We start from the raw sequence: 20,540 nt of genomic DNA, 5'->3' as shown, positions 1-20,540 counted from the left end.
TCGGCCGAGGCGTTGCCCGATCCCGATAAAAGGGTGGACGCCCCCGGCCCGCCTTGTCATGATACCAAAACATACCATGAGAATACCGGCGTTTTATAAGCCGGTGCTGTTAAGGGGATGCGGGTGGCGAGGAAGAGCCTGACTTCGTGGGGGAATTTACCCATCGGCTCGACGCGCCCCGCTCCCGTCGCCGGATCGAACCGGCGTGCGTCGTCCAAGGTTCTCGCCGCGTCCCACCAGCGCCTGCGAAGCCGTCAGCCTTCGGGGAAATCGTCTTGAAACATCGTCTCGGCCTGATCCTGGCCGCGCTCGCACTTCCCTTCCCCGCTCTCGCCGCGCCCAAGACGGTGGCGACGCTCGACCGCTGGCAGGTTCGGATCGATCCCAGGGATGCCGCCGCCGCGCGGGCGCACCGCCAGGCGGCGGACTGGATGGCCGCGACCGTGCCGGGCAGCGTGCAGCAGGACCTGATCGCCGCGAAGATTGTCCCCGACCCCTATAAGGGCGCCAACGAGGCGCCGATCCAATGGGCGGGCCTGACCGGCTGGCAGTATCGCACCGCGCTGAACGTCACGCCCGAGATGCTGCGCCGCGATCATCTGGACCTGGTGTTCGAGGGGCTGGACACCTTCGCGACCGTCAGCGTGAACGGCCAGCCGCTGCTGTCCGCCGACAATGCGCACCGACGTTGGCGTGCCGACGCCAAGCCGCTGCTGAAGGAAGGCGCGAACGAGGTGGTGGTCACCTTCGCCTCGCCGATCAGGACGCTCCAGCCGATGGTGCTGGCCGAGAAGCACCCGCTGCCCGGCGAATATGACTCGCCCTATGGCGACGAGCCCAAGGGCGTCCAGACCTCGCCCTATATCCGCAAGCCCAAATACCAATATGGCTGGGACTGGGCGCCGCGCATCGTCGATATCGGCATCTGGCGTCCGGCCCGGCTGGAGGCATGGGATGCCGCGCGGATCGACAATCTGCGTATCGAGCAGGAGGCGCTGACCGATGCCGAGGCGCGCATCCTGGCTCGCGCCTCGGTCGTCGCCGATCGTGCCCAGACGGCGCGGATGGACGTGACCGTCACCGGCCCCGATGGCCGCCGCATCCGCGTCCGCCGCGACATCGGCCTGCAGGCGGGCGAGAACGACGTGGTCGTCCCCGTTTCGATCGCCAGGCCGCAGCGCTGGCAGCCGATCGGCTTCGGCGCGCATCCGCTCTACACGGTCAACGCGTCGCTGGCGGGCACCGATACGGTGGAGAAGCGGACCGGCCTGCGCACCGTCGAGCTGTTCCGGAAGGACGGCAGCTTCGGGCTGAAGATCAACGGCAACGTGATCTTCGCCAAGGGGACCAACATCATCCCCTTCGACGCCTTCCCGGCGCGCGTCACCGCCGCCACCGAGCGCACGTTGCTGGAGAAGGCGGCGGCGGCGAATATGAACATCGTCCGCGTCTGGGGCGGCGGCTATTATCCCGAACACAGCTTCTACGACGCCGCCGACGAGCTGGGCCTGATGGTCTGGCAGGACTTCATGTTCGGCGGCTCGGTCACGCCCCCCGACGCCAGGTTCCGCGAGAATGTCCGCATCGAGGCCGAGGAACAGGTCGCCCGGCTTCAGTCGCACCCCTCGCTCGTCATCTGGGCGGGGAATAACGAGGTGCTGTCGGGCTGGGAGAACTGGTCGGATCGCAAGGCGTTCAAGAAGGCGGTCGGACCCGACGAGCAAGAGCGGATCGGCACCGGCATGGCCGTGCTGTTCGACCGCGTCCTGCGCGAGGCGGTGGTGAGGAACGCGCCCGGCATCCCCTATTGGCCGGGCTCGCCCTCGACCGATTATGAAGGGCCGACCGACACCGACAAGGATGGCGACCGCCATTTCTGGGACGTCTGGTCGGGGTCAAAGCCGGTCGAGCGCTATACCGATAGCTGCCCGCGCTTCATGTCCGAATACGGCTTCCAGGCATTCCCCGACCTGTCGACCATCGCGACCTTTGCCGATCCGGCCGACTTCCGGATCGACAGCCCGGTGATGAAGGCGCACCAGAAGTTCCTCAGCGGAGAGGGCAATGAGCGCATCACCTTCTACCTGAAGCAGAATATGCGCGACCCGCGCGACTTCGCCGATCTGGTCTATCTGAGCCAGGCGATGCAGGCACGCGCCATCGGCCTTGCCGCGCGCCATCATCGCGCCTGCCGCCCGGTGACGCTCGGTTCGCTCTACTGGCAGCTCAACGATAGCTGGCCCGCGATCAGCTGGTCGAGCATCGACTGGACCGGGCATGACAAGATGCTCCAGCACGAGGTCCGCCGCTTCTTCGCGCCCCAGACGATCGTCACCGAAACCAAGCCCGGCGCGACCCGCGTCGCGCTGGTTTCCGATGCGACGACGCCGAAGCCGCTGGGCTGGCGCGTCACCGGCTATGGCATGGACGGGCGCAAGCTCGGCTCGCAATCGGGCAGCGTGACCATGGCCGCCGCATCGGCGAGCGACGTGGCGATGATCCCCGACGCGACGCTCTTCACGGGTGCCGCCCCCGAAGGCAGCTACGCCGTCGCCGAACTGTTCGACGGCGACACGGTGGTCGCCCGCCAGATCGTCGAGCGAAAGGTGCCGCGCGACATGGCCTACCCCGCGCCGGGCATCACCGCGCGGTGGGCGGACAAGCGGTTGACCCTGACCGCGCGCAATCTCGCGCGGCAGGTGCAGGTCAATTTCGGCACCACCCCCGCCGAGCCGTCGGACGACGGCTTCGACCTGTTGCCAGGCGAGAGCATCACGCTCACCATCCAGAGCGACGCGGACGCCGCCACCCTGGCGCGCGAGCTGAAAATCTACACCCTCGGTCCGAAGGACGCCCAGTGATCCCCTTCCTCCTCCTCGCCGCCGCCGGTCAGGCCGCCGCTCCCGCCCCCGCCCTTCCCGAAGCCGCCCGGAAGCTGACCGTCGAGCAGAAGGCCGCGCAGCTCGTCAACGAAGCCCCCGCCGAGCCCGCGCTCGACCTGCCCGCCTATGACTGGTGGAGCGAAGGGCTGCACGGCATCGCGCGCAACGGGCCGTCGACCGTCTTTCCGCAGGCGATGGGCATGGCCGCGACCTGGGACACCGCGCTGATCCAGAAGGTCGGCGATGTCGTCGCGGTCGAGGCTCGCGCGAAGTTCAACAGCCAGCCGCTGAACGCCGATCGCGGGCTGTATCAGGGCCTGACCATCTGGTCGCCCAACATCAATATCTTCCGCGATCCGCGCTGGGGCCGGGGCCAGGAGACCTATGGCGAGGATCCGTTCCTCACCAGCCGCATCGGCATCGCCTTCGTGCGCGGCCTCCAGGGCCCCGACCTCAAGCACCCCAAGGTCATCGCCACGGTCAAGCACATGGCGGTCCATTCGGGGCCCGAGGGCGGCCGCGACAGCTTCGACGTGATGGTGTCCCCGCGCGATCTGGAGGCGACCTACCTCCCCGCCTTCCGCGCGACCGTGACCGAGGGCAAGGCGCTGTCGCTGATGTGCGCGTACAATGCGATCCATGGCACGCCGGTCTGCGCCAGCCCGATGCTGCTGACCCAGCGGCTGCGTACCGACTGGGGGTTCAGGGGGCTGGTCGTGTCGGACTGCGATGCGGTCGGCAATATCTGGATGTTCCACCACGCCCAGCCCGACGCGCCCGCAGCGGCGGCGGCGGCGCTGCGGGCGGGCACCGATCTGAATTGCGGCAAGGCCTATCTCTCGCTGCCCGAGGGCGTGAAGCGTGGGCTGGTGACCGAGGGTGAGATCGACACCGCGCTCGCCCGCGCGTTGGCGGCACGGCGGATGCTGACCGTCGACAGTCCCTGGAACCGGATCAAGCCCGACCAGCTCGGCACGCCCGCCAACCGCGCGCTGGCGCTGGAGACGGCGCGCAAGGGCATCATCCTGCTCGACAATCCGGGCGACCTGTTGCCGCTCAAGGGCAAGAAGATCGCGGTGTTCGGTGCCAATGCCGACGATCTCGGCGTACTGGAGGGCAATTACCACGGCACGGCGATCAACCCGGTCACGCCGCTGGAGGGTATCCGCGCCAAGTTCGGGCGTGATATCCGCTATGCGCAGGGGTCGGTGCTGGCCGAGGGCGCGTTCGTGGGGGTTCCCGAAACCGCGCTGTCGAGCAACGGCAAGACCGGCCTGACCGTCGAGACGATGGGCTCGAACGGCCAGTGGTCGGTCGCCGGGCAGGACCGCCGGATCGACTTCAACTACACCAAGGTCGCGCCCTTCCAGCGTCGCTGGACCGGCACGCTGACCCCGCCGGGCCCGGGCGAATATCGCCTGCGGCTCGACGGTCCCGCCTGCTGGCACGCTTGCCCGGCGCATGACGCGGTCAAGCTGTATGTCGACGACCAGCTCGTCATCGACGACGTGATCGGCGGCAAGAAGCTGGAAACCACGATCGACGGCAGCGCGCCGCGCCGTATCCGCGTCGAGATCGATCACAAGGGCGGCGACGAAGGCTTCCGCCTGCAATGGCTGCCCCCCGCCGAAGCGCTCCAGGCCGAGGCGTTGAAGGTGGCGGGCGATGCCGATGTGCTGGTCGCGGTGGTCGGCCTGTCGCCCGATCTGGAGGGCGAGGCGCTGGGCGTCTCGGTCCCCGGCTTCGCGGGCGGCGACCGCACCGACATCGTACTGCCCGAGATGCAGCGCAAGCTGCTCGCCGCGCTGCAGGCGACCGGCAAGCCGGTGGTCGCGGTCGTGGTATCGGGATCGGCGGTGTCGCTGGGCGAGATCAAGCCCGCCGCGACGCTGGCGGCCTTCTATCCCGGTGCCGAGGGCGGCACCGCGCTGGCCGAGATCCTGGCCGGTGACGTCAACCCGTCGGGACGCCTGCCCGTCACCATCTATCAATCGACCGCCGATCTGCCCGCCTTTGCCGATTACGGGATGAAGGAGCGGACCTATCGCTACTTCACCGGCAAGCCCGCCTGGGGCTTCGGCCACGGCCTCAGCTACACCAAATTCGATTATGGCCAGCCGACCGTGACCGCCAGCGTCGCCGCGGGGCAGCCGGTCGACGTCGCGGTTCAGCTTCGCAACATCGGCCAGCGCAGCGGCGAGGAGGTGGCGCAGGCCTATCTCGTCCCGCCCGCCACCGACGAGAAGCCGATCCTGACCGATCCCGTTCTGCAACGCGAGCTGGTCGGCTTCACCCGTGTCGCGCTGAAGCCCGGCCAGACGGGGACGGCGCGCTTCACCATCGATCCGCGCCTGATGAGCCAGGTGTGGCGCGACGGCACTCGCCGCATCCTGCCGGGCACCTACAAACTCTATATCGGCGGCGGCCAGCCGGGCGATGGTGCCGGCCAGTGGACGCAGTTCACTGTGACCGGCAACGCGCAGGACCTGCCCAAGTGACACCCAACCGCCGTCAACTGATCGTCGGGGGCGCGGCGCTGGCCGCCACGCCCGCCTTCGCCGCTACGCCGGGCTTCGTCAGCAAGCGGCCGCCCGTCGCCGAGCGTCGTTTCGTATCGAAGGCGGTCGAGGTGGAGATCACCCGCGTCTCGAAGCTGATCGCCGATCCCGAACTGCGCTGGATGTTCACCAACTGCTATCCCAACACGCTCGACACCACGGTGCTGTCGCTAGGCGCAGTGGACGGAAAGCCCGATGCCTTCGTCATCACGGGTGACATTCCCTGCCTCTGGCTGCGGGATTCGGCGGCGCAGCTGCGGCCCTATCTGCATCTGGTGAAGAAGGACCCGGCGCTGGGACGGCTGTTCCGCGGGCTGATCGGGCGGCAGGCGCGATCGATCCTGATCGACCCCTACGCCAATGCCTTCATGCAGGATCCCCAGGCCAAGACCAATCTCGGCTGGGCGCTGAAAGACGATACCGAGATGAAGCCCGGCGTCGCCGAGCGGAAATGGGAGATCGACTCGCTCTGCTACGCGATCCGCCTGGCCTATGGCTATTGGCGCGAGACGGGCGACACCACCCCGTTCGACGCCGAGTGGAAGGCGTCCGCCGCGCTGATCGTGAAGACCTTCCGCGAACAGCAGCGCAAGGACGGCATCGGCCCCTATCGCTTCCGCCGCTCCGCGCCCGAGCCGACCGAGACGCTCTATCGCGGCACCGGCCTGCCGACGCGGCCGAACGGCATGATCCATTCGGGCTTCCGCCCCTCCGACGACGCCTGCCTCTACGAGCAGTTCGTGCCCGCCAACCTGTTCGCGATGACGACGCTTCGCGAACTCGCCGCGCTGTCGAACGCGGTCGGGGACGCCGCGCTCGCGCAGGACGCGACCATGCTGGCCGCCGAGGTGGAGGCCGCGCTCAAGCAGTTCGGCACCATGACGCTGCCGAATGGAGAACGGGTCTGGGCCTATGAGGTCGACGGTTATGGCAATGCCGTCTTCATGGACGACGCCAACGTCCCCTCGCTCTCCGGCCTCGCCTATCTGGGCTGCGTCGATCCGGCCGATCCGCTCTGGCGGAGTACCGTCGCGGCCTGCTGGAGCCGCAACAACCCCTGGTATTTCGAGGGCAAGGCGATCAGCGGCATCGGCGGCCCGCATACCGGCCCGGGACAGGTCTGGCCGATGTCGGTCATCACCCGCGCGCTGACCTCCACCGATCCCCCCCTGCTGCGCGACAGTCTGGCGATGATCCGTCGCTCGCACGGCGATACCGGCTTCATTCACGAAGGGGTCGATATCGACGATCCCACCAAGTTCACACGCGACTGGTTCGCCTGGGCCAACGGCCTGTTCGGCGAGCTGGTCGTCCATGTCGCGGCCACCCGGCCGGAAGTCCTGCGGGAGACGTTTGCATGATCCTGAGCCGCCGCTCGCTCCTCGCCGGAACGGCGCTCGCCGCGCTTCCCATTCGCGGCGTGATGGCCAGCCTGCCCGCCCTGCCGACCCGACCGAATCTGTTCGTCGGCACGGGCGGCGACGGGCATACCTATCCCGGTGCGGTCCTGCCCTTCGGCATGGTGCAGTTGAGCCCCGATACCGATGTCGAGCGCTGGGACACCTGTTCGGGCTATCATCATGGCGATGGCTCGATCATGGGGTTCAGCCATACGCATCTGTCGGGCACGGGCATCGGCGACATGCTCGACGTGCTGGTGGTGCCGACGCGCGGCAAGCTGAAGCTGGTTCCGGGGCCGCTGTCCGACCCGGATGCGGGCTATCGCCAGCGTTATTCGGACGAGATGGCCCAGCCCGGCTATTACCGGGTGAAGCTGGAGTCCGGCGTTCTCGCCGAACTGACCGCGACCGAGCGGACCGGCTGGCACCGCTATACCTTTCCCAGGGGGCCGGGCCATGTCCTGATCGACCTGTCGCATCTGGTCCTCGACAAGACCGACGAAAAACCCCTGATTACCGATGCCGAGATGACCGTCGAGCCCGACGGCACGATCACCGGCACGCGCCGCGTCTTTCGCTGGGCCAAGGGGCGGCGGATCTTCTTCGCGATGCAATTGTCGAAGAAGCCGAGCCGGATCCAGCTTTACGGCGACAACGACACACCGGCGAATGGCAACGCGATAAAGGGCAACCGCCTGAAGGCCGCGCTGTTCTTCGACGAACTGGGCGATGCACCCCTCCTCGTCCGCTGCGGCATCTCGGCGGTCGATGTGGCTGGGGCGAAGGCCAATCTGGCCGCCGAGGCGTCGCACTGGGACTTTGGCCGCGTGCTGGAGACGGCGCAGCGGCGCTGGGCAAGCGCGCTGGGCGGCGTTCGGGTCGAGGGGGGCACCCCCGACCAGCAGGTCATCATGGCCTCCGCCAATTATCACACGCTGATCGCCCCGACGCTCTTCTCGGATGTGGACGGGCGCTATGTCGGCATGGACGGACAGGTCCATACCCTGCCCGCCGGTCAGTTCGCCTATAGCACCTATTCCACCTGGGATACCTACCGGGCCTTCCATCCCTGGCTGATCCTGACGCAGCCCGCCCAGGCCAAGAAGCTGATCGACGACGTGATCCGTCAGACCCGGCAGAGCCTGTACGGCCCGCCGGTCTGGACGCTCCAGGGCAAGGAAACCGGCGTGATGATCGGCTGGCACGGCACGCCGATCATGGCCGAGGCGATGGTGAAGGGCATTCCCGCCGACTATGCCGCCGCCTGGCCCGGCATCGCCAGGCGCAGCTTCGACTTTTCCGCGCCCGACCTCGATAACAGCAAGGGCCGCGACCTGTACGACGCCAAGGGCTATGTCCCCGCCGACATCTGGTTCGAAAGCGTCAGCCGGACCCAGGAATATGCCTATGACGATTGGGCCGCGTCGCACATCGCGCGCAAGGTGGGGAAGAGCGCGGAGGCCGACCGGCTGCTCAAGCGTTCGGGCAACTGGCGCAACGTCATCGATGCCTCGATCGGCTTCGCGCGTCCGCGCTTCAACGACGGCAGCTGGTGGAAGGATTACGATCCGATCCAGCTCGGGCACATGCCCAAGCCGTGGTGGCGCGACTATACCGAGGCCAATGGCTGGCAGGCGACCTTCCTCAACCAGCATGACGTCTATGGCCTGATCCGCCACATGGGCGGCGACGCAAAGTTCGAGGCGAAGCTGGACGAGTTGTTCAGCGCGCCGTCGACGCTTCCCAAGAACGCACCGCCCGACATTTCGGGGCTGGTCGGCCAATATGCGCATGGGAACGAGCCGGACCAACATGCGGCCTATCTCTATGCCTATGTCGGCGCGCCTTGGAAAACCCAGCGGATGGTCCGCCGCCTGCTGACCGAGATGTACAAGAACGCACCCGACGGCATCATCGGCAATGACGATTGCGGCCAGATGAGCGCATGGTTCCTGTTCTCCTCGCTCGGCTTCTATCCGGTCGACCCGGTCAGCGGCGCCTATGTCTTCGGCGGCCCGCTGTTCGAGCGGGCGCAGGTGACGGTCGGTGGCAACCGGACGCTGACCGTCGAGGCCAGCGGCAATGGCCCGGCGACGCCCTATATCCAGGCGGTGCGCTGGAACGGTCGTCCCTGGACGAAGAGCTGGATCGACCATGCCACCCTGTCGAAGGGCGGCACCCTCTCCTTCACCATGGGTGCGCAGCCCAATCCCGCCTTTGGCCGCGATCCGAAGGACCGCCCGCCCTCCTTCGACCGCCAGCCCGCCTGATCCCACCCGGAGCCGCCCTGAAGATGATCGATTTCTCCCGCCGCGCCGTCCTCGCCACCGGTCTTGCCGCGTCCGCCACGCCTGCCTTCGCGAAAGCCGGGAGCGGTGCGCCCGCCCCATATGGCGCGGTGCCGTCGGCGCGTCAGTGGCGCTGGCACCAGCGCGAGCAATATGCCTTCATCCACTTCGCGATGAACACCTTCACCGACAAGGAATGGGGCTATGGCGACGAAGACCCCAAGATGTTCAACCCCACCGACTTCAGCGCCGACCAGATCGTCGCGGCGGCCAAGGCGGGGAACCTCAAGGGCATCATCCTGACGGCGAAGCATCATGACGGCTTTTGCCTCTGGCCAACCAGGCTGACCGAGCATTGCATCCGCAACTCGCCGTACAAGGACGGCCAGGGCGATATCGTCCGGGAGATGTCGGACGCATGCAAGCGCGCCGGTATGGCGTTCGGCATCTATCTTTCGCCCTGGGACCGCAACCACCCGCAATATGGGCGGCCCGCCTATGTCGACTATTTCCGCAAGCAGGTGGTCGAGCTGGGCACCGGCTATGGCGAGCTATTCGAATTCTGGTTCGACGGCGCCAATGGTGGTGACGGCTATTATGGCGGGGCGCGCGAGACGCGGCAGATCGATGCGCCCAAATACTATAACTGGCCCTCGATCATCGCACTGGTCCACCAGCATCAGCCCATGGCCTGCACCTTCGATCCGCTCGGCGCGGATATCCGCTGGGTGGGCAATGAGGACGGTATCGCGGGCGATCCCTGCTGGCCGACCATGCCCGACCACCCTTACGTCCAGTCGGAGGGCAATTCGGGCGTGCGTGGCGCGGCGCTGTGGTGGCCTGCCGAGACCAACACGTCGATCCGGCCCGGCTGGTTCTATCATGCCGACGAGGACTCCAAGGTCCGCAGCCCGGAAAATCTGGTCGGCTATTTCGACACCTCGGTCGCGCGCGGCACCAACATGAACCTCAACCTGCCGCCGGACCGGCGCGGGCGCATTCCCGATCAGGACGTGAAGATCCTGAAGAGCTTCGGCGACGCGATCCGCGCCAGCTTCGCGACCGACCTGGCGCAAGGATCGGTCGCCAGCGCCAGCCATGTGCGCGGCAAGGGGTTCGAGCCTGCCAAGGTGCTGGACGGCCAGCGCGACACCTACTGGTCCGCGCCCGACGGTGTGACCACGCCCAGCCTGACGCTCGACCTGCCGCCGGGGCGCGCCTTCGACCTGATCCGCATCCGCGAATATCTGCCGCTCGGCGTCCGGGTCACGCGCTTCGCGGTCGATGCCGAGGTGAACGGCCAGTGGCAGCAGCTCGCCGAGCATGAATGCATCAGCGCGCAGCGGATCATCCGCCTGCCGGCCCCCGTCACCGCGCGGCGCATCCGCCTGCGCATCGTCGACGCACCCGTCTGTCCGGCGATCAGCGAGGTCTCGCTCTTCCGCAGCGTCGCCCCGGTCCCCGTCCCCGCCATCGTGTCGAGCGACCCGACGGTCATGGACACGCGCGGCTGGCATATCGTGTCGGCCAGCGCACCGGATGCCGAGAAGCTGCTCGACAACGACGCCAAGACCATCTGGGTCCAGCCCGCGCCGACGCCCGGCAAGCCCGCCAGCGTCACGGTCGACATGGGCCAGGTCCAGGACGTGGCTGGCTTCAGCCTGACGCCGTCGCGCCAGGTGATGATCGATGCCGCCCCGCCGCGCGGATATGTCGCGGAGACCAGCGTCGACGGAAAGAGCTGGACCCCGGCGGGCGCGGGCGAGTTCTCCAACATCGCCTATGCGCTGTCGACCCAGCGCCTGCCCTTCACCAGCGTTCGCCCGGTCCGCTATCTGCGGCTGACCTTCGCGGAAATGTCCAAGCCCGCCGCCAAGCTGGCCATCGCGGGGATTGGCGGGTTCACCAAGCGATAGGACGGGCGCATTTCCCTTTATCCCTCTCCCCCCGGCAGGGGAGAGGGAGGGATGGACCCGCGTAACGTTCGCCGCCCGATTGGGCCCGTCCAAATCTTGACAAAGATCAAGAGTCGAGCGCGAAAATCGTGTCTGTGGGCATATCCCGACAATTCGCCCAAAGCCTTGGGAGCTAATCAATATTACTAACGTTCTTGCTCCACAACGAAAGGGGCGAGATTGTTCATTCTGCATCTGGCACTGGGTGGCTGCCTCAAATCGCCGCCTGTCCATTATGGCATTACCGCCGATACGGGCGGCCATATCGCCTATATTCTCGATGCAGCATTCGCCCAGGCCGCCAATATTGATACCGATCAAGTATCCGTCGTCACCCGCCTGTTCGAGGACGACGGCCTTGCCCCCGAACACGGCCTGATCAGCGAGCGATTGTCGCCCAGGCTGACGATCGACCGGATCGCGACGCGCGATCGGCGCTATCTCGAAAAGGAAGCGCTGGCGGACGACCTCTCGGCCTTCACGGAGGCCTTTTGCGCGCATCTGGAACGGCTGCCGCGCCTGCCCGACGTGATCCATGCCCATTTTTCCGACGCCGCCGCCGTCGCCGCCGAGGCGCGGCGGCGCTTTGCCGTCCCCTTCGTCTACACCCCGCATGCGCTGGGTATCGACAAGCGCAAGCATCAGGGCGACTGTCCCGCGCTGGACGGCCGGATCGCCGCCGAGCGCAGCGCGATCGCGGGTGCCGATGCGATCATCGTCTCGACCCGTGACGAGGCGGAGCGACAGGTCCATGCCTATGCCGCGCCGGTGACGGGCCGCATCCATTGCATTCCGCCGGGCGTGCCGAGCCGTGACGCCACCCCGGTCAGCCGCCCGTCACTGTCCGAACGGCTCGATGCCACGCTGGCAGACCCGACCAAGCCGATCGTACTGGCGATCGCCCGCCCCGTCGCCAAGAAGAATCTCGGTGCGCTCGCCCGCGCCTATGCCGCGTCCTCGGCGCTGCGCGAGGCCGCCAATCTGGTGATCCTGGCGGGGCAGCATGACGGCCCCGGATCGCCCGAGGAACGCACGGTTCTCGCCGAGCTCATGGCCCTGGCGGAAAGCCCCGCGCTTCGCGGCCGCTTCGCCCTGCCGCCCGAGCATGACGGGCATGACGTCTCGGCGCTCTACGACCGCGCGGCGAACGGTGGCGTCTTCGTCAACGCCGCGCTCCACGAGCCCTTCGGCCTGACGCTCATCGAGGCGGCGGCGGCGGGCGTGCCGGTCGTCGCGACGCGACATGGCGGCCCCAGCGAGATCGTCGCGGCGCTCGGCCATGGCCTGCTGGTCGAACCGACCGACGAAAGCGAGATCGCCGAGGCGTGCCTGGCCATCCTGACGACCCCCGAACGCCATGCCCGGATGAGCGAAGCCGGACGGTCGGGCGCGGCGCGCTATGACTGGCGCCGGTACGCGGCGGAGTCGGTCGCGCTCTACGCGCGGCTGCCACGCGCGCCCGGACTGCTGGCGAGCGATATCGACCATACGCTGACCGGTTGCGCGGTCGGCGCGCACGGCTTTGCCGAATGGCGACGGGCGAGCGGCCTGCCCTTCGTGGTCGCGACCGGCCGGTCCTTTGCGATGGCGCGCGCGATCCTGTCGCAGTGGAGCCTGCCCGAGCCCGACGCCTTCATCACCGATGTCGGCACGCGCATCATGCTGAGGGGCCCGCGCGGCTGGCACGAATGCCCCGACTTTTCCGCACGGCTGGATCAGGGATGGAATCGCAAGGCGGTGGTCGCCGCGCTGAAGCCGCTGCGCCTGCGTCCGCAACCGCGTGACACCGCCGGGCCGCACAAGCTCAGCTTTTTCGGGACGGCCGAGGACGCGATGCGGGTGCGCGCCGCGCTGGCCGAACAGGGCGTGGCCGCCAAGACCGTCTTCTCGCACGGCCGCCTGATCGACGTGCTGGCACCGATGGGAGGCAAGGCGGCGGCGGTGGCGGCCTATGCGCGGCGGCTCAACCTGCCGCTCGGCGCGTGCATCGCGGCCGGGGACAGCGGCAACGACATCGACATGCTGGAGGCCTGTGGCCATGCCATCGTCGTCGGCAATGCCAGCGACGAGCTGGCGGAGCTTGGCCCGCGAGAGGGGCTTATGCGGGTTTCCGGCCGTCATGCGCGTGGCGTGATGGAGGGGCTCGAGCGGCTTGGGCTGGCCGATGCCCGGCCCGCGATCCCGGTGCGGAGCGCCATCCAGGCCAGCGCGGCATGATCCGGCCCTTCGGCTATTTCGTCCATCATCAGGGGCGCGGCCATGCCGAACGCTGCGCCGCGATCCTGAACGCGCTGCCCCCCGAGCGGCCGGTCACGATATTCTGCGCACGCGACGATATCTTCCCGCCGCTGCCGCCGCAGGTCGAACTGGTCGTCATCCCCTCCCTGTTCGAGCCGACCGGACTGGAGGCGCGCGGGCTTGACGCCGTACCGACGCCGGACACGCTGCACTGCGCACCGCTCGGCTGGCCGGGCATTCGCCATGCCATGGCGGTGATCGCGGGGTGGTTCGACCGTGCCGATCCCGCGCTGATGATCTGCGACGTGTCGGCGGAGATCGCGCAACTCGCGCGCATCTGTTCGGTGCCGCATGTGAAGGTGTTGCAACATGGCGACCGGAGCGATCCGGGACACCGCGCGGCCTATGACGGCGCCGCCGGGCTGCTCGCCGCGTTCGACGCGGCATTGGCCCAACCCGAATGGGATGGTGCCATGCGCGCCAAGACCTGCTTCGCGGGCGGCCTGGGCGTCGATACCCGCGTGCCCGAGCGCGAACTGGCGCGCCAGCGGATCGGCGTCGGCGCAGAGGAAGAGGTCATCCTCGTGCTGTCGGGCGGGGGTGGCGGCGGCTTTGCCCAGGCACCGCTCGGCGTCGGTGCGCGCAGCCGTCCGGGCGCGCGGTGGATCACCATCGGTCCGGTGGTGCGCGACTGGCACGCGACCGAGCCCGCCAATATCGAGCATCGCGGCTGGGTCGACAATGCGGCCGATCATGTCGCCGCCGCCGACCTGGTCATCGCCTCGACCGGCAACACCACCTGCCAGCAGATCCTGGCCGCCGCACGTCCCTGGCTCGCCATTCCCGAATGGCGCTATTTCGACGAGCAGCATCGCAAGGCCGCGGCGCTGGCCGCGGCGGGTGTCGCCTGCGTCCGGCCGCACCTCCCCTCCTCGGCGCAGAGCTGGACCGCCGCGCTGGCGGAAACCCGCAACCAGCACCGCCCCGCCGCACAGCGCGCGATGATCGCCGACAGTCCCGCACAGGACGCCGCCGACTGGCTGGAGGCGCTGGCCGCGCGGCTCTGGCCGGTCGAACTCGATTGTTCCCCCACCCCCGATTCCGCCGGAGCGCATTCATGATCTCGGTCGTCACTCTCGCCGGGGGCCGCCCCGACCATCTGCGCAACGTCGTGCTGGGGCTCAGCCGTCAGACGCTGCGCCCCGCCGAACTGATCGTCGCGGTGATCCAGGACGAGACCTACGACCTGCCCGACGCGCCCTTTCCGGTCCGGCAGATGCGGATCTCGGGGCCACGCCTGCCACTGGCGCAGGCGCGCAATGCGGCGGCGAAGGCGGCGATCGGCGACAAGCTGGTCTTCCTCGACATGGACTGTATCCCGACGCCGACGCTCCTCGCCGATTACGACCGCTGTCTGGACGAGATGGACGGGCTGCTGATGGGCGAGGTGATGTACCTGCCCGGCGGCGCGACCGAGGGCGAATGGCGCTATGACGACTTCGCCGCGCGCGCCGTGCGCCATTCCGATCGGCGCGGGCCACCGCCCGAGGGGATCGAGCGGTGCGCGGACTATCGCTGCTTCTGGTCGCTCAACTTCGCGATGCGGCGCGCGACCTTCCTGGCGACGGGCGGCTTCGACGAACGCTATTCGGGCTATGGCGGCGAGGATACCGACTTCGGCAAGCTGGTCGACAGGGCGGGCGTGCCGATCGCCTGGATCAAGGGCGGCCTCGCCTATCACCAATATCACCCGCACCACATGCCGCCGGTCCATCATATCGACAGCGTGGTGCGCAATGCCGAGCTGTTCGAGGCGAAATGGGGCTATCGCACCATGGGCCATTGGCTGCACGCCTTTCGCCTGATGGGGCTCATCGACGACACGCCCGGCCGCCCGATCCGCATCCTGCGTCGTCCCGACGCCGACGATCTGACCCTGACCGGACAGCAGAGCCATCAACCCTATGCCAATACCGCCAGCGTCATCCGCCTGCTGGAGGAGCGCACCGCGAACGCCCAGGTCGCGGCATGAGAATCGCGCTGCTCGCGCATGTCCGCCAGCCCATCCGCCAGCCCTTTCTGGGCGGTATGGAGGCACATGGCTGGTATCTGGCCGAGGGGCTGGCGGCGCGCGGGCATGAGGTGGTGCTGTTCGCCAGCGGCGACAGCGATCCGCGCTTCACCATCGATCCGGTCCTGCCGGTCCATTACGAAGCGGTGTTCCCCTGGGCCGAGCATCGCGGCAAGCCCGAGCTGATCGCGCATGTCGATGCGGGCTATGCCCAGGCCTGCGACCGTATCGCGCGCGGCGGATTCGATGTGGTGCACAACAACAGCCTGCACCGCTTTCCGCTGGAGCCGCGCCGCACCGCCGTGACGCCGACCGTCACCTCGCTGCACGTGCCGCCCTATGACGCGCTGCATCACTTCGTTCGGACGAGTCCCGCGCCGCGCCATCGCCTGACCGTGACGTCCGAAAGCCAGATGCGCGCCTGGTGGCCGGAGGGCGCGCCGCCCGAGGCGTCGGTGCTGCACAATGCGATCGACCCCGCCGCCTGGCCCTTCGCCCCGACCGGCAATGGCGAGGCGATATGGTGCGGTCGCGTGACCCCCAACAAGGGCACGCATCTGGCGATCGAGGCGGCGCGGATCGCGGGTGTTCCGCTGACCCTGTTCGGCGCGATCGAGGATCCGGACTATTGGGCGGCGGAGGTGGAGCCCCGGCTGGGCGGCGCGATCCGCTATGGCGGACACCTCGACGGCGCGGGCCTGGCGGCCGAATTGGGCCGCGCGTCGGTCTATCTGTTCACGCCGTGCTGGGACGAGCCGTTCGGGCTGGTCGCGATCGAGGCGATGGCGTGCGGCCTGCCGATCGCCGCCTTCGACCAGGGCGCGGCGCGCGAGGTGGTTGGCGAAGCCGGATGCATCGCGCCAGCGGGCGACAGCGTCGCGCTGGCAGAGGCGATCCGCGCGGCGATCGAAATCCCGCGCAGCGTCGCGCGACAGCGGGTGGAGACGCATTTCGCGCGCGACCTGTGGCTCGATCGATGCGAGGCGCTCTACGCGCAGGTCCGCGCCGCGACGCCGAGTGCCATCGCCGCATGACCGACGACGTCATCGAACGCCAGCAAACGCGCCTCCACGACCTGTATCGCCGCCATGTCCGACCCGGCGAGCCCTATGCCCTGGTCGACTTTCCCGATCATCCCAATGTCGGCGACAGCGCGATCTGGGCGGGCGAGATGGCCTGCCTCCATGCCGTGGGGGCGGGCGATCCGGCCTATGTCTGCCGCTGGGACGATTTCGACGACGAAGCGCTGCGCCGCGCCTGTCCGACCGGACCGATCCTGATCCACGGCGGCGGCAATCTGGGCGATATCTGGCCGCATCATCAGCATGTTCGCGAGGCGATCCTGACCCGCTTCCGCGATCGCCGCGTCGTCCAGTTGCCCCAGTCGATCCACTTCCGCCAGCCAGGCGCGCGCGACCGCTTCGCGCGGGTCGTGGCGGGGCATCCCGATTTCCACCTCCATGTCCGCGACTCGCCGAGCCTGGCGCTCGCGACCCGATATTTCGACTGTACGGTCGCGCTGGCGCCGGACTCCGCCTTCGGCCTGGGTCCGCTGACGCGCCCGGTCGAGCCCGATTGCGACTGGCTGATGCTGATGCGTACCGATGCGGAGCGGGTGGCGCGGGACGACGCGCCATTGTCCACCCTGCCGCGAAGCGTGAAGCTCGACTGGCTGGACGAGCCGCCCGTCAACGCCACCGATCCGCTGACGCGGGCGCGTATCCGCGTCGAGCGTGGCCTCCGCCTGCTGTCGCGCGGTCGGGGGGTCGTGACCGACAGGCTTCACGGCCATATCCTGTCGGTGCTGCTGGGACTGCCGCACGTCGTGCTCGACAATGACTATGGCAAGGTCGGCGCCTATATCGGGAGCTGGACGCATGACAGCCCGCTCGTCCGGCAGGCGCATGGCCCGGCGGAGGCGGCGGCGATGATGGCGCGATGATCGACATCAGCCTGCTGATCTGCACGCGCAACCGCCGCGACAGCCTCTCCGCGACGCTCGAGTCGGTCGCGCGGGGCGTAGCCTGGGGCGGGGCCGATCGGCTGGAATTGATCCTGGTCGACAATGGATCGACCGACGGTACGGCCGGGATGATCCGCCGCTGGGCGACCGATCGCAACTTCACCATCCGTCTTCTGTTCGAGCCGCATCCCGGCCTGTCGCGGGCGCGCAACATGGCGCTGGCGGCGGCGCGTGGTCGGATCATCGCGATGACCGACGACGACTGCGTCCTGCATCCCGACTATTTCCAGGCGCTGGCTGCGGCCTTTGCCGGGATCTCCGCCCCGGCCATCATCGGCGGCCGCATCCTGCTCGGCGATCCGGGGGACCTGCCGGTGACCGTCAAGCTGGAGGATCATCCGATGACGGCGGACCCGGACGGCTTCCCCGGCGGCTTCGTCATGGGCGCCAATCTCGCCTTCAGCGCCGAGGTTCGCGCGATGGTCGGGCCGTTCGATGAACGGTTCGGCGCGGGCGCGCCGTTTCGGGCCGCCGAGGACACCGACTTCCTGTTCCGTGCGCAGGCGGCGGGCATTCCCGTCCTCTACGATCCCCGCTTCGTCGTCGATCATCATCACGGCAGGCGCCATGAGCCGGAGGCCGTCGCGCTGCTGGCGGGATATGGCTTTGGCGACGGCGCGCTATACGCCAAGCATCTGTGGAGCGACCGGCGGATCGGCCGGTGGCTGCGCGACGACATCCGCAATCTGCGACTGCGCTTCACCGGGCCGGTCCCGGCGATCCGCCATTTCCACGCCTTTCGCCTGCGTCACGTGCTGGCGGGCTTCGTCGCCTATGCGCGCGTGGCGATCACAAGTCGACGCCCATCCGCACGCCGACCGTCCTCGGCCTGACCGGCGTCGAGACGTTTCGCCGTCCGAGCAGGAACGGGTTGCCATAGGCGAAGCGATTGCCATACGCGTCGAGCACGTTGTCGAGCGTCGCGGCCAGCGAATAGCGGCCCTTGCGCGCGGTCAGCGACAGATTGCCGACGCCATATCCCCCCTGTCGCGCGTCGAGCATGTCCCCCACGCCCAGCACCGATGGACCGACAAAGGACGCGTCGGCGCGCGCCGACACGGTCAGTTCGGGCGACACCCGAAAATCGCGGACCACGCCCAATCGACCCGAGACGCTGGGCGTTTCGGGCAGGCGCCGGTTGCGCGCGCGGCTGAGCGCTGCGGTCGCGCCGGTCACCGCATTGTCGGTCACGAAAAAGGCCGCCGTCAGATGCCAGTCCCGCTGCGGCACCCATTCCAGCCATCCCTCCAGCGCGTCGACGCGCGCGTCGCCGATGTTGCCGGTCACCGGCTGCCCCGATCGATTGAGCAGATCGGCCTGGATCGCCGTCCAGCGCGCATGCGACAGGCTGAACGAGGCGGACAGGCCCGTGGTCCCGCGACGCAGATGACGCAGGCCAAGCTCGACCATCTGGATCGAGTCGGACTCGAAATTGGCGACCCGCCCCACGCCTGCCGCGACCGCGAGACCGCCGGTCCGGAAGCCCGACTGATAGCGTCCGAACAGGCTCCATTCCGGCGCGAGCAGCCAGGAAAAGCCGAAGGTCGGGTCGACACGGGTCGTCGACCGCCCCCGGACGTAGCGCCCGCTTCGCGGCGTGATCGACGGCTCGCCATCGACCCGCGCGGCCGTCACCCGGCCGCCCAACGTCACAGACAGCGCCTCGCTCAGCGGACGCGTCGCCTCCGCGAAGAGGGCACCGCTGCGCGTCAGGTTCGTCACGCCGATGACCGGCCGAACCCCCGCCCGCGCGGTCAACGACCGCCCCATGACCGACTGGTCCGACACCAGATTGATGCCGACGACCCAGGATCCGCCCCCGGCCAGGCGTCGCGACAATCGGCTTTCGTGCGTGAACAGCGTCTTCGATCCGTCGAGCTGATAGGATTGGCTGCCGCCCAGGGTGCTGGCATCGAACTGCTCGAACGATCCGCCCTGGACCAGTCCCGTCGCCGACACGAATTCCAGGCCGCTCGCCCAGTTCCGGGTCAGCACCAGGCGGCCGAACGTCATGTCACTCCAATAGGGCTGCGCGATCGCGGCGCGGGTGACCAGCACGTCCTCGCTCAGCACATATTGTGCGTCGCGCGCGACGATCGCCTGCATCCCGCCGCCCAGCTCGGCGCGCCATCCGTCGCCCACCTCCCAGCGCAGCGCGGCCCGACCACCGCTGGCCAGCACGCGGTTGATGTCCGTCGCCCCGGTCCGGCCATTGTCGATATAGCCGCCATCGACCGCATGATAGCCGACCACGCGCAAGCCGAGCGTGCCGGGGATCAGGACCGTGTTGGCCACACCCGCGACATCGCCGCTCGGCGCGCCATGCTCGGTCAGCCCGCCGCCCCATTCCAGCCGTCCGCCGTCACGGTCGAGCGACACCGGATTGGAGGTCAGCCGCACGATGCCGCCGATCGCGCCCGAGCCGTGGAGCGCCCCCTGCGGCCCCTCCGCGATCTCCACTTCGCCGATATCATAGAGCCGCAACCCCGGATCGGGTCCGGCAAAGGCGATCTGCACCTCGTCCAGATACAGGCTGGCGGTGGACTCGGTCGCGCCGTTGAAGCTGCTGTCGGCGATGCCGCGAATGAAGAGCTTGTTGCGGCCGGGGCCGAGCGCGGTGGTCTGTAGGATCGGGGTCTGGCTCGCGACGTCGCTCAGGTCGACAGACCCCGTGGGAATGGTGACGCCGCGCCCGATGACGGAGACGCTGCCCGGATAGCGGGCGAGTTCGGTGCCCTGCTTGCTGGCGGTAACGATGATGTCCTGCGCATTGCCCGATGGCGGCGGCATGGCAGGCCGGGCGGGTGGCGGCGATCTGCGGCGGAGCGGCGCCCCGACGACGCGGAAACTGTCGGCGTCGATCGCGACCGCGCTATAGCCGGTGCCGCGCAGCAATCGCTTGAGCGCCTCAGCGGGTGGACGGTCGGTGCTCAGCGCGCGGGTCTTGACCGTTCTCAGGCGATCGTCGGTCGCGACGACGGTGATGCCGCCCTGTCGCGCCAGTTCCCGCAATGCGAAATCGAGCGTCGTCGGGGCGAGGATGATCCGGCGTGCGGGCATGACGGGCGCCGCGCGCGCCGGGGCCGCGAAAGGCATGACGAGGCAGAGCGCGACCAAAAGGCCGC

At 68.5% G+C, this 20,540-nt stretch carries 12 protein-coding genes; 11 read left to right on the top strand and 1 reads right to left on the bottom strand.

Features of this window, described 5'->3' with window-relative positions; translation table 11 throughout:
* The first annotated feature begins 275 nt into the window (after positions 1–275).
* From LRP66_RS12660 to LRP66_RS12610, 11 genes are all read left to right on the top strand, one after another.
* A complete protein-coding gene (locus tag LRP66_RS12660; RefSeq protein WP_230482964.1) occupies positions 276–2,861 on the top strand; it encodes a beta-mannosidase in 2,586 nt (861 codons plus the stop codon).
* Complete coding sequence (locus LRP66_RS12655; protein WP_230482963.1) at positions 2,858–5,380, top strand: glycoside hydrolase family 3 C-terminal domain-containing protein; 2,523 nt, start codon at positions 2,858–2,860, stop codon at positions 5,378–5,380. The genes LRP66_RS12660 and LRP66_RS12655 overlap by 4 nt, the downstream gene beginning before the upstream one ends.
* Positions 5,377–6,801, top strand: coding sequence for a glycoside hydrolase family 125 protein (locus LRP66_RS12650; RefSeq protein ID WP_230482962.1), 1,425 nt, complete (start codon positions 5,377–5,379; stop codon positions 6,799–6,801). Before LRP66_RS12655 ends, LRP66_RS12650 begins: the two co-directional genes overlap by 4 nt.
* Complete coding sequence (locus LRP66_RS12645) at positions 6,798–9,110, top strand: GH92 family glycosyl hydrolase (RefSeq protein ID WP_230482961.1); 2,313 nt, start codon at positions 6,798–6,800, stop codon at positions 9,108–9,110. Before LRP66_RS12650 ends, LRP66_RS12645 begins: the two co-directional genes overlap by 4 nt.
* Before the next feature lie 23 nt (positions 9,111–9,133).
* A complete protein-coding gene (locus LRP66_RS12640; protein WP_230482960.1) occupies positions 9,134–11,044 on the top strand; it encodes an alpha-L-fucosidase in 1,911 nt (636 codons plus the stop codon).
* Between the two features lie 219 nt (positions 11,045–11,263).
* Complete coding sequence (locus tag LRP66_RS12635; protein ID WP_230482959.1) at positions 11,264–13,300, top strand: HAD-IIB family hydrolase; 2,037 nt, start codon at positions 11,264–11,266, stop codon at positions 13,298–13,300.
* The gene (locus LRP66_RS12630; protein WP_230482958.1) at positions 13,297–14,442 is read left to right on the top strand and encodes a glycosyltransferase; all 1,146 of its coding nucleotides are present in this window, start codon (positions 13,297–13,299) and stop codon (positions 14,440–14,442) included. Before LRP66_RS12635 ends, LRP66_RS12630 begins: the two co-directional genes overlap by 4 nt.
* Complete coding sequence (locus tag LRP66_RS12625) at positions 14,439–15,353, top strand: galactosyltransferase-related protein (protein WP_230482957.1); 915 nt, start codon at positions 14,439–14,441, stop codon at positions 15,351–15,353. The genes LRP66_RS12630 and LRP66_RS12625 overlap by 4 nt, the downstream gene beginning before the upstream one ends.
* Complete coding sequence (locus LRP66_RS12620; RefSeq protein ID WP_230482956.1) at positions 15,350–16,426, top strand: glycosyltransferase; 1,077 nt, start codon at positions 15,350–15,352, stop codon at positions 16,424–16,426. The genes LRP66_RS12625 and LRP66_RS12620 overlap by 4 nt, the downstream gene beginning before the upstream one ends.
* Positions 16,423–17,334 carry a polysaccharide pyruvyl transferase family protein gene (locus LRP66_RS12615; RefSeq protein ID WP_230482955.1) on the top strand — a complete coding sequence of 304 codons (912 nt, stop codon included), beginning with the start codon at positions 16,423–16,425 and terminating at the stop codon, positions 17,332–17,334. The genes LRP66_RS12620 and LRP66_RS12615 overlap by 4 nt, the downstream gene beginning before the upstream one ends.
* A complete protein-coding gene (locus tag LRP66_RS12610) occupies positions 17,331–18,248 on the top strand; it encodes a glycosyltransferase family 2 protein (RefSeq protein WP_230482954.1) in 918 nt (305 codons plus the stop codon). The genes LRP66_RS12615 and LRP66_RS12610 overlap by 4 nt, the downstream gene beginning before the upstream one ends.
* On the opposite strand, the gene LRP66_RS12605 is transcribed toward LRP66_RS12610, so the two are convergent.
* The gene (locus LRP66_RS12605) at positions 18,205–20,511 is read right to left on the bottom strand and encodes a TonB-dependent receptor domain-containing protein (RefSeq protein WP_230482953.1); all 2,307 of its coding nucleotides are present in this window, start codon (positions 20,509–20,511) and stop codon (positions 18,205–18,207) included. The two genes, LRP66_RS12610 and LRP66_RS12605, sit on opposite strands and share 44 nt — an antisense overlap.
* Positions 20,512–20,540 lie beyond the last annotated feature (29 nt).

The sequence above is a fragment of the Sphingomonas sp. Leaf21 genome (assembly GCF_916858675.1).
In the GTDB taxonomy this organism is placed as follows: domain Bacteria; phylum Pseudomonadota; class Alphaproteobacteria; order Sphingomonadales; family Sphingomonadaceae; genus Sphingomonas.
The sequence above is the reverse complement of the archived record's forward strand: the minus strand, read 5'-3'. Positions and strand labels throughout refer to the sequence as shown.

Excerpts from the sequence above, each read along its gene's own strand:
- LRP66_RS12645 (WP_230482961.1), top strand. The coding sequence starts at position 6,798 with ATGATCCTGAGCCGCCGCTCGCTCCTCGCCGGAACGGCGCTCGCCGCG.
- LRP66_RS12640 (WP_230482960.1), top strand. The coding sequence starts at position 9,134 with ATGATCGATTTCTCCCGCCGCGCCGTCCTCGCCACCGGTCTTGCCGCG.
- LRP66_RS12630 (WP_230482958.1), top strand. The coding sequence starts at position 13,297 with ATGATCCGGCCCTTCGGCTATTTCGTCCATCATCAGGGGCGCGGCCAT.
- LRP66_RS12625 (WP_230482957.1), top strand. The coding sequence starts at position 14,439 with ATGATCTCGGTCGTCACTCTCGCCGGGGGCCGCCCCGACCATCTGCGC.
- LRP66_RS12620 (WP_230482956.1), top strand. The coding sequence starts at position 15,350 with ATGAGAATCGCGCTGCTCGCGCATGTCCGCCAGCCCATCCGCCAGCCC.
- LRP66_RS12615 (WP_230482955.1), top strand. The coding sequence starts at position 16,423 with ATGACCGACGACGTCATCGAACGCCAGCAAACGCGCCTCCACGACCTG.
- LRP66_RS12610 (WP_230482954.1), top strand. The coding sequence starts at position 17,331 with ATGATCGACATCAGCCTGCTGATCTGCACGCGCAACCGCCGCGACAGC.
- LRP66_RS12605 (WP_230482953.1), bottom strand. The coding sequence starts at position 20,511 with ATGCCTTTCGCGGCCCCGGCGCGCGCGGCGCCCGTCATGCCCGCACGC.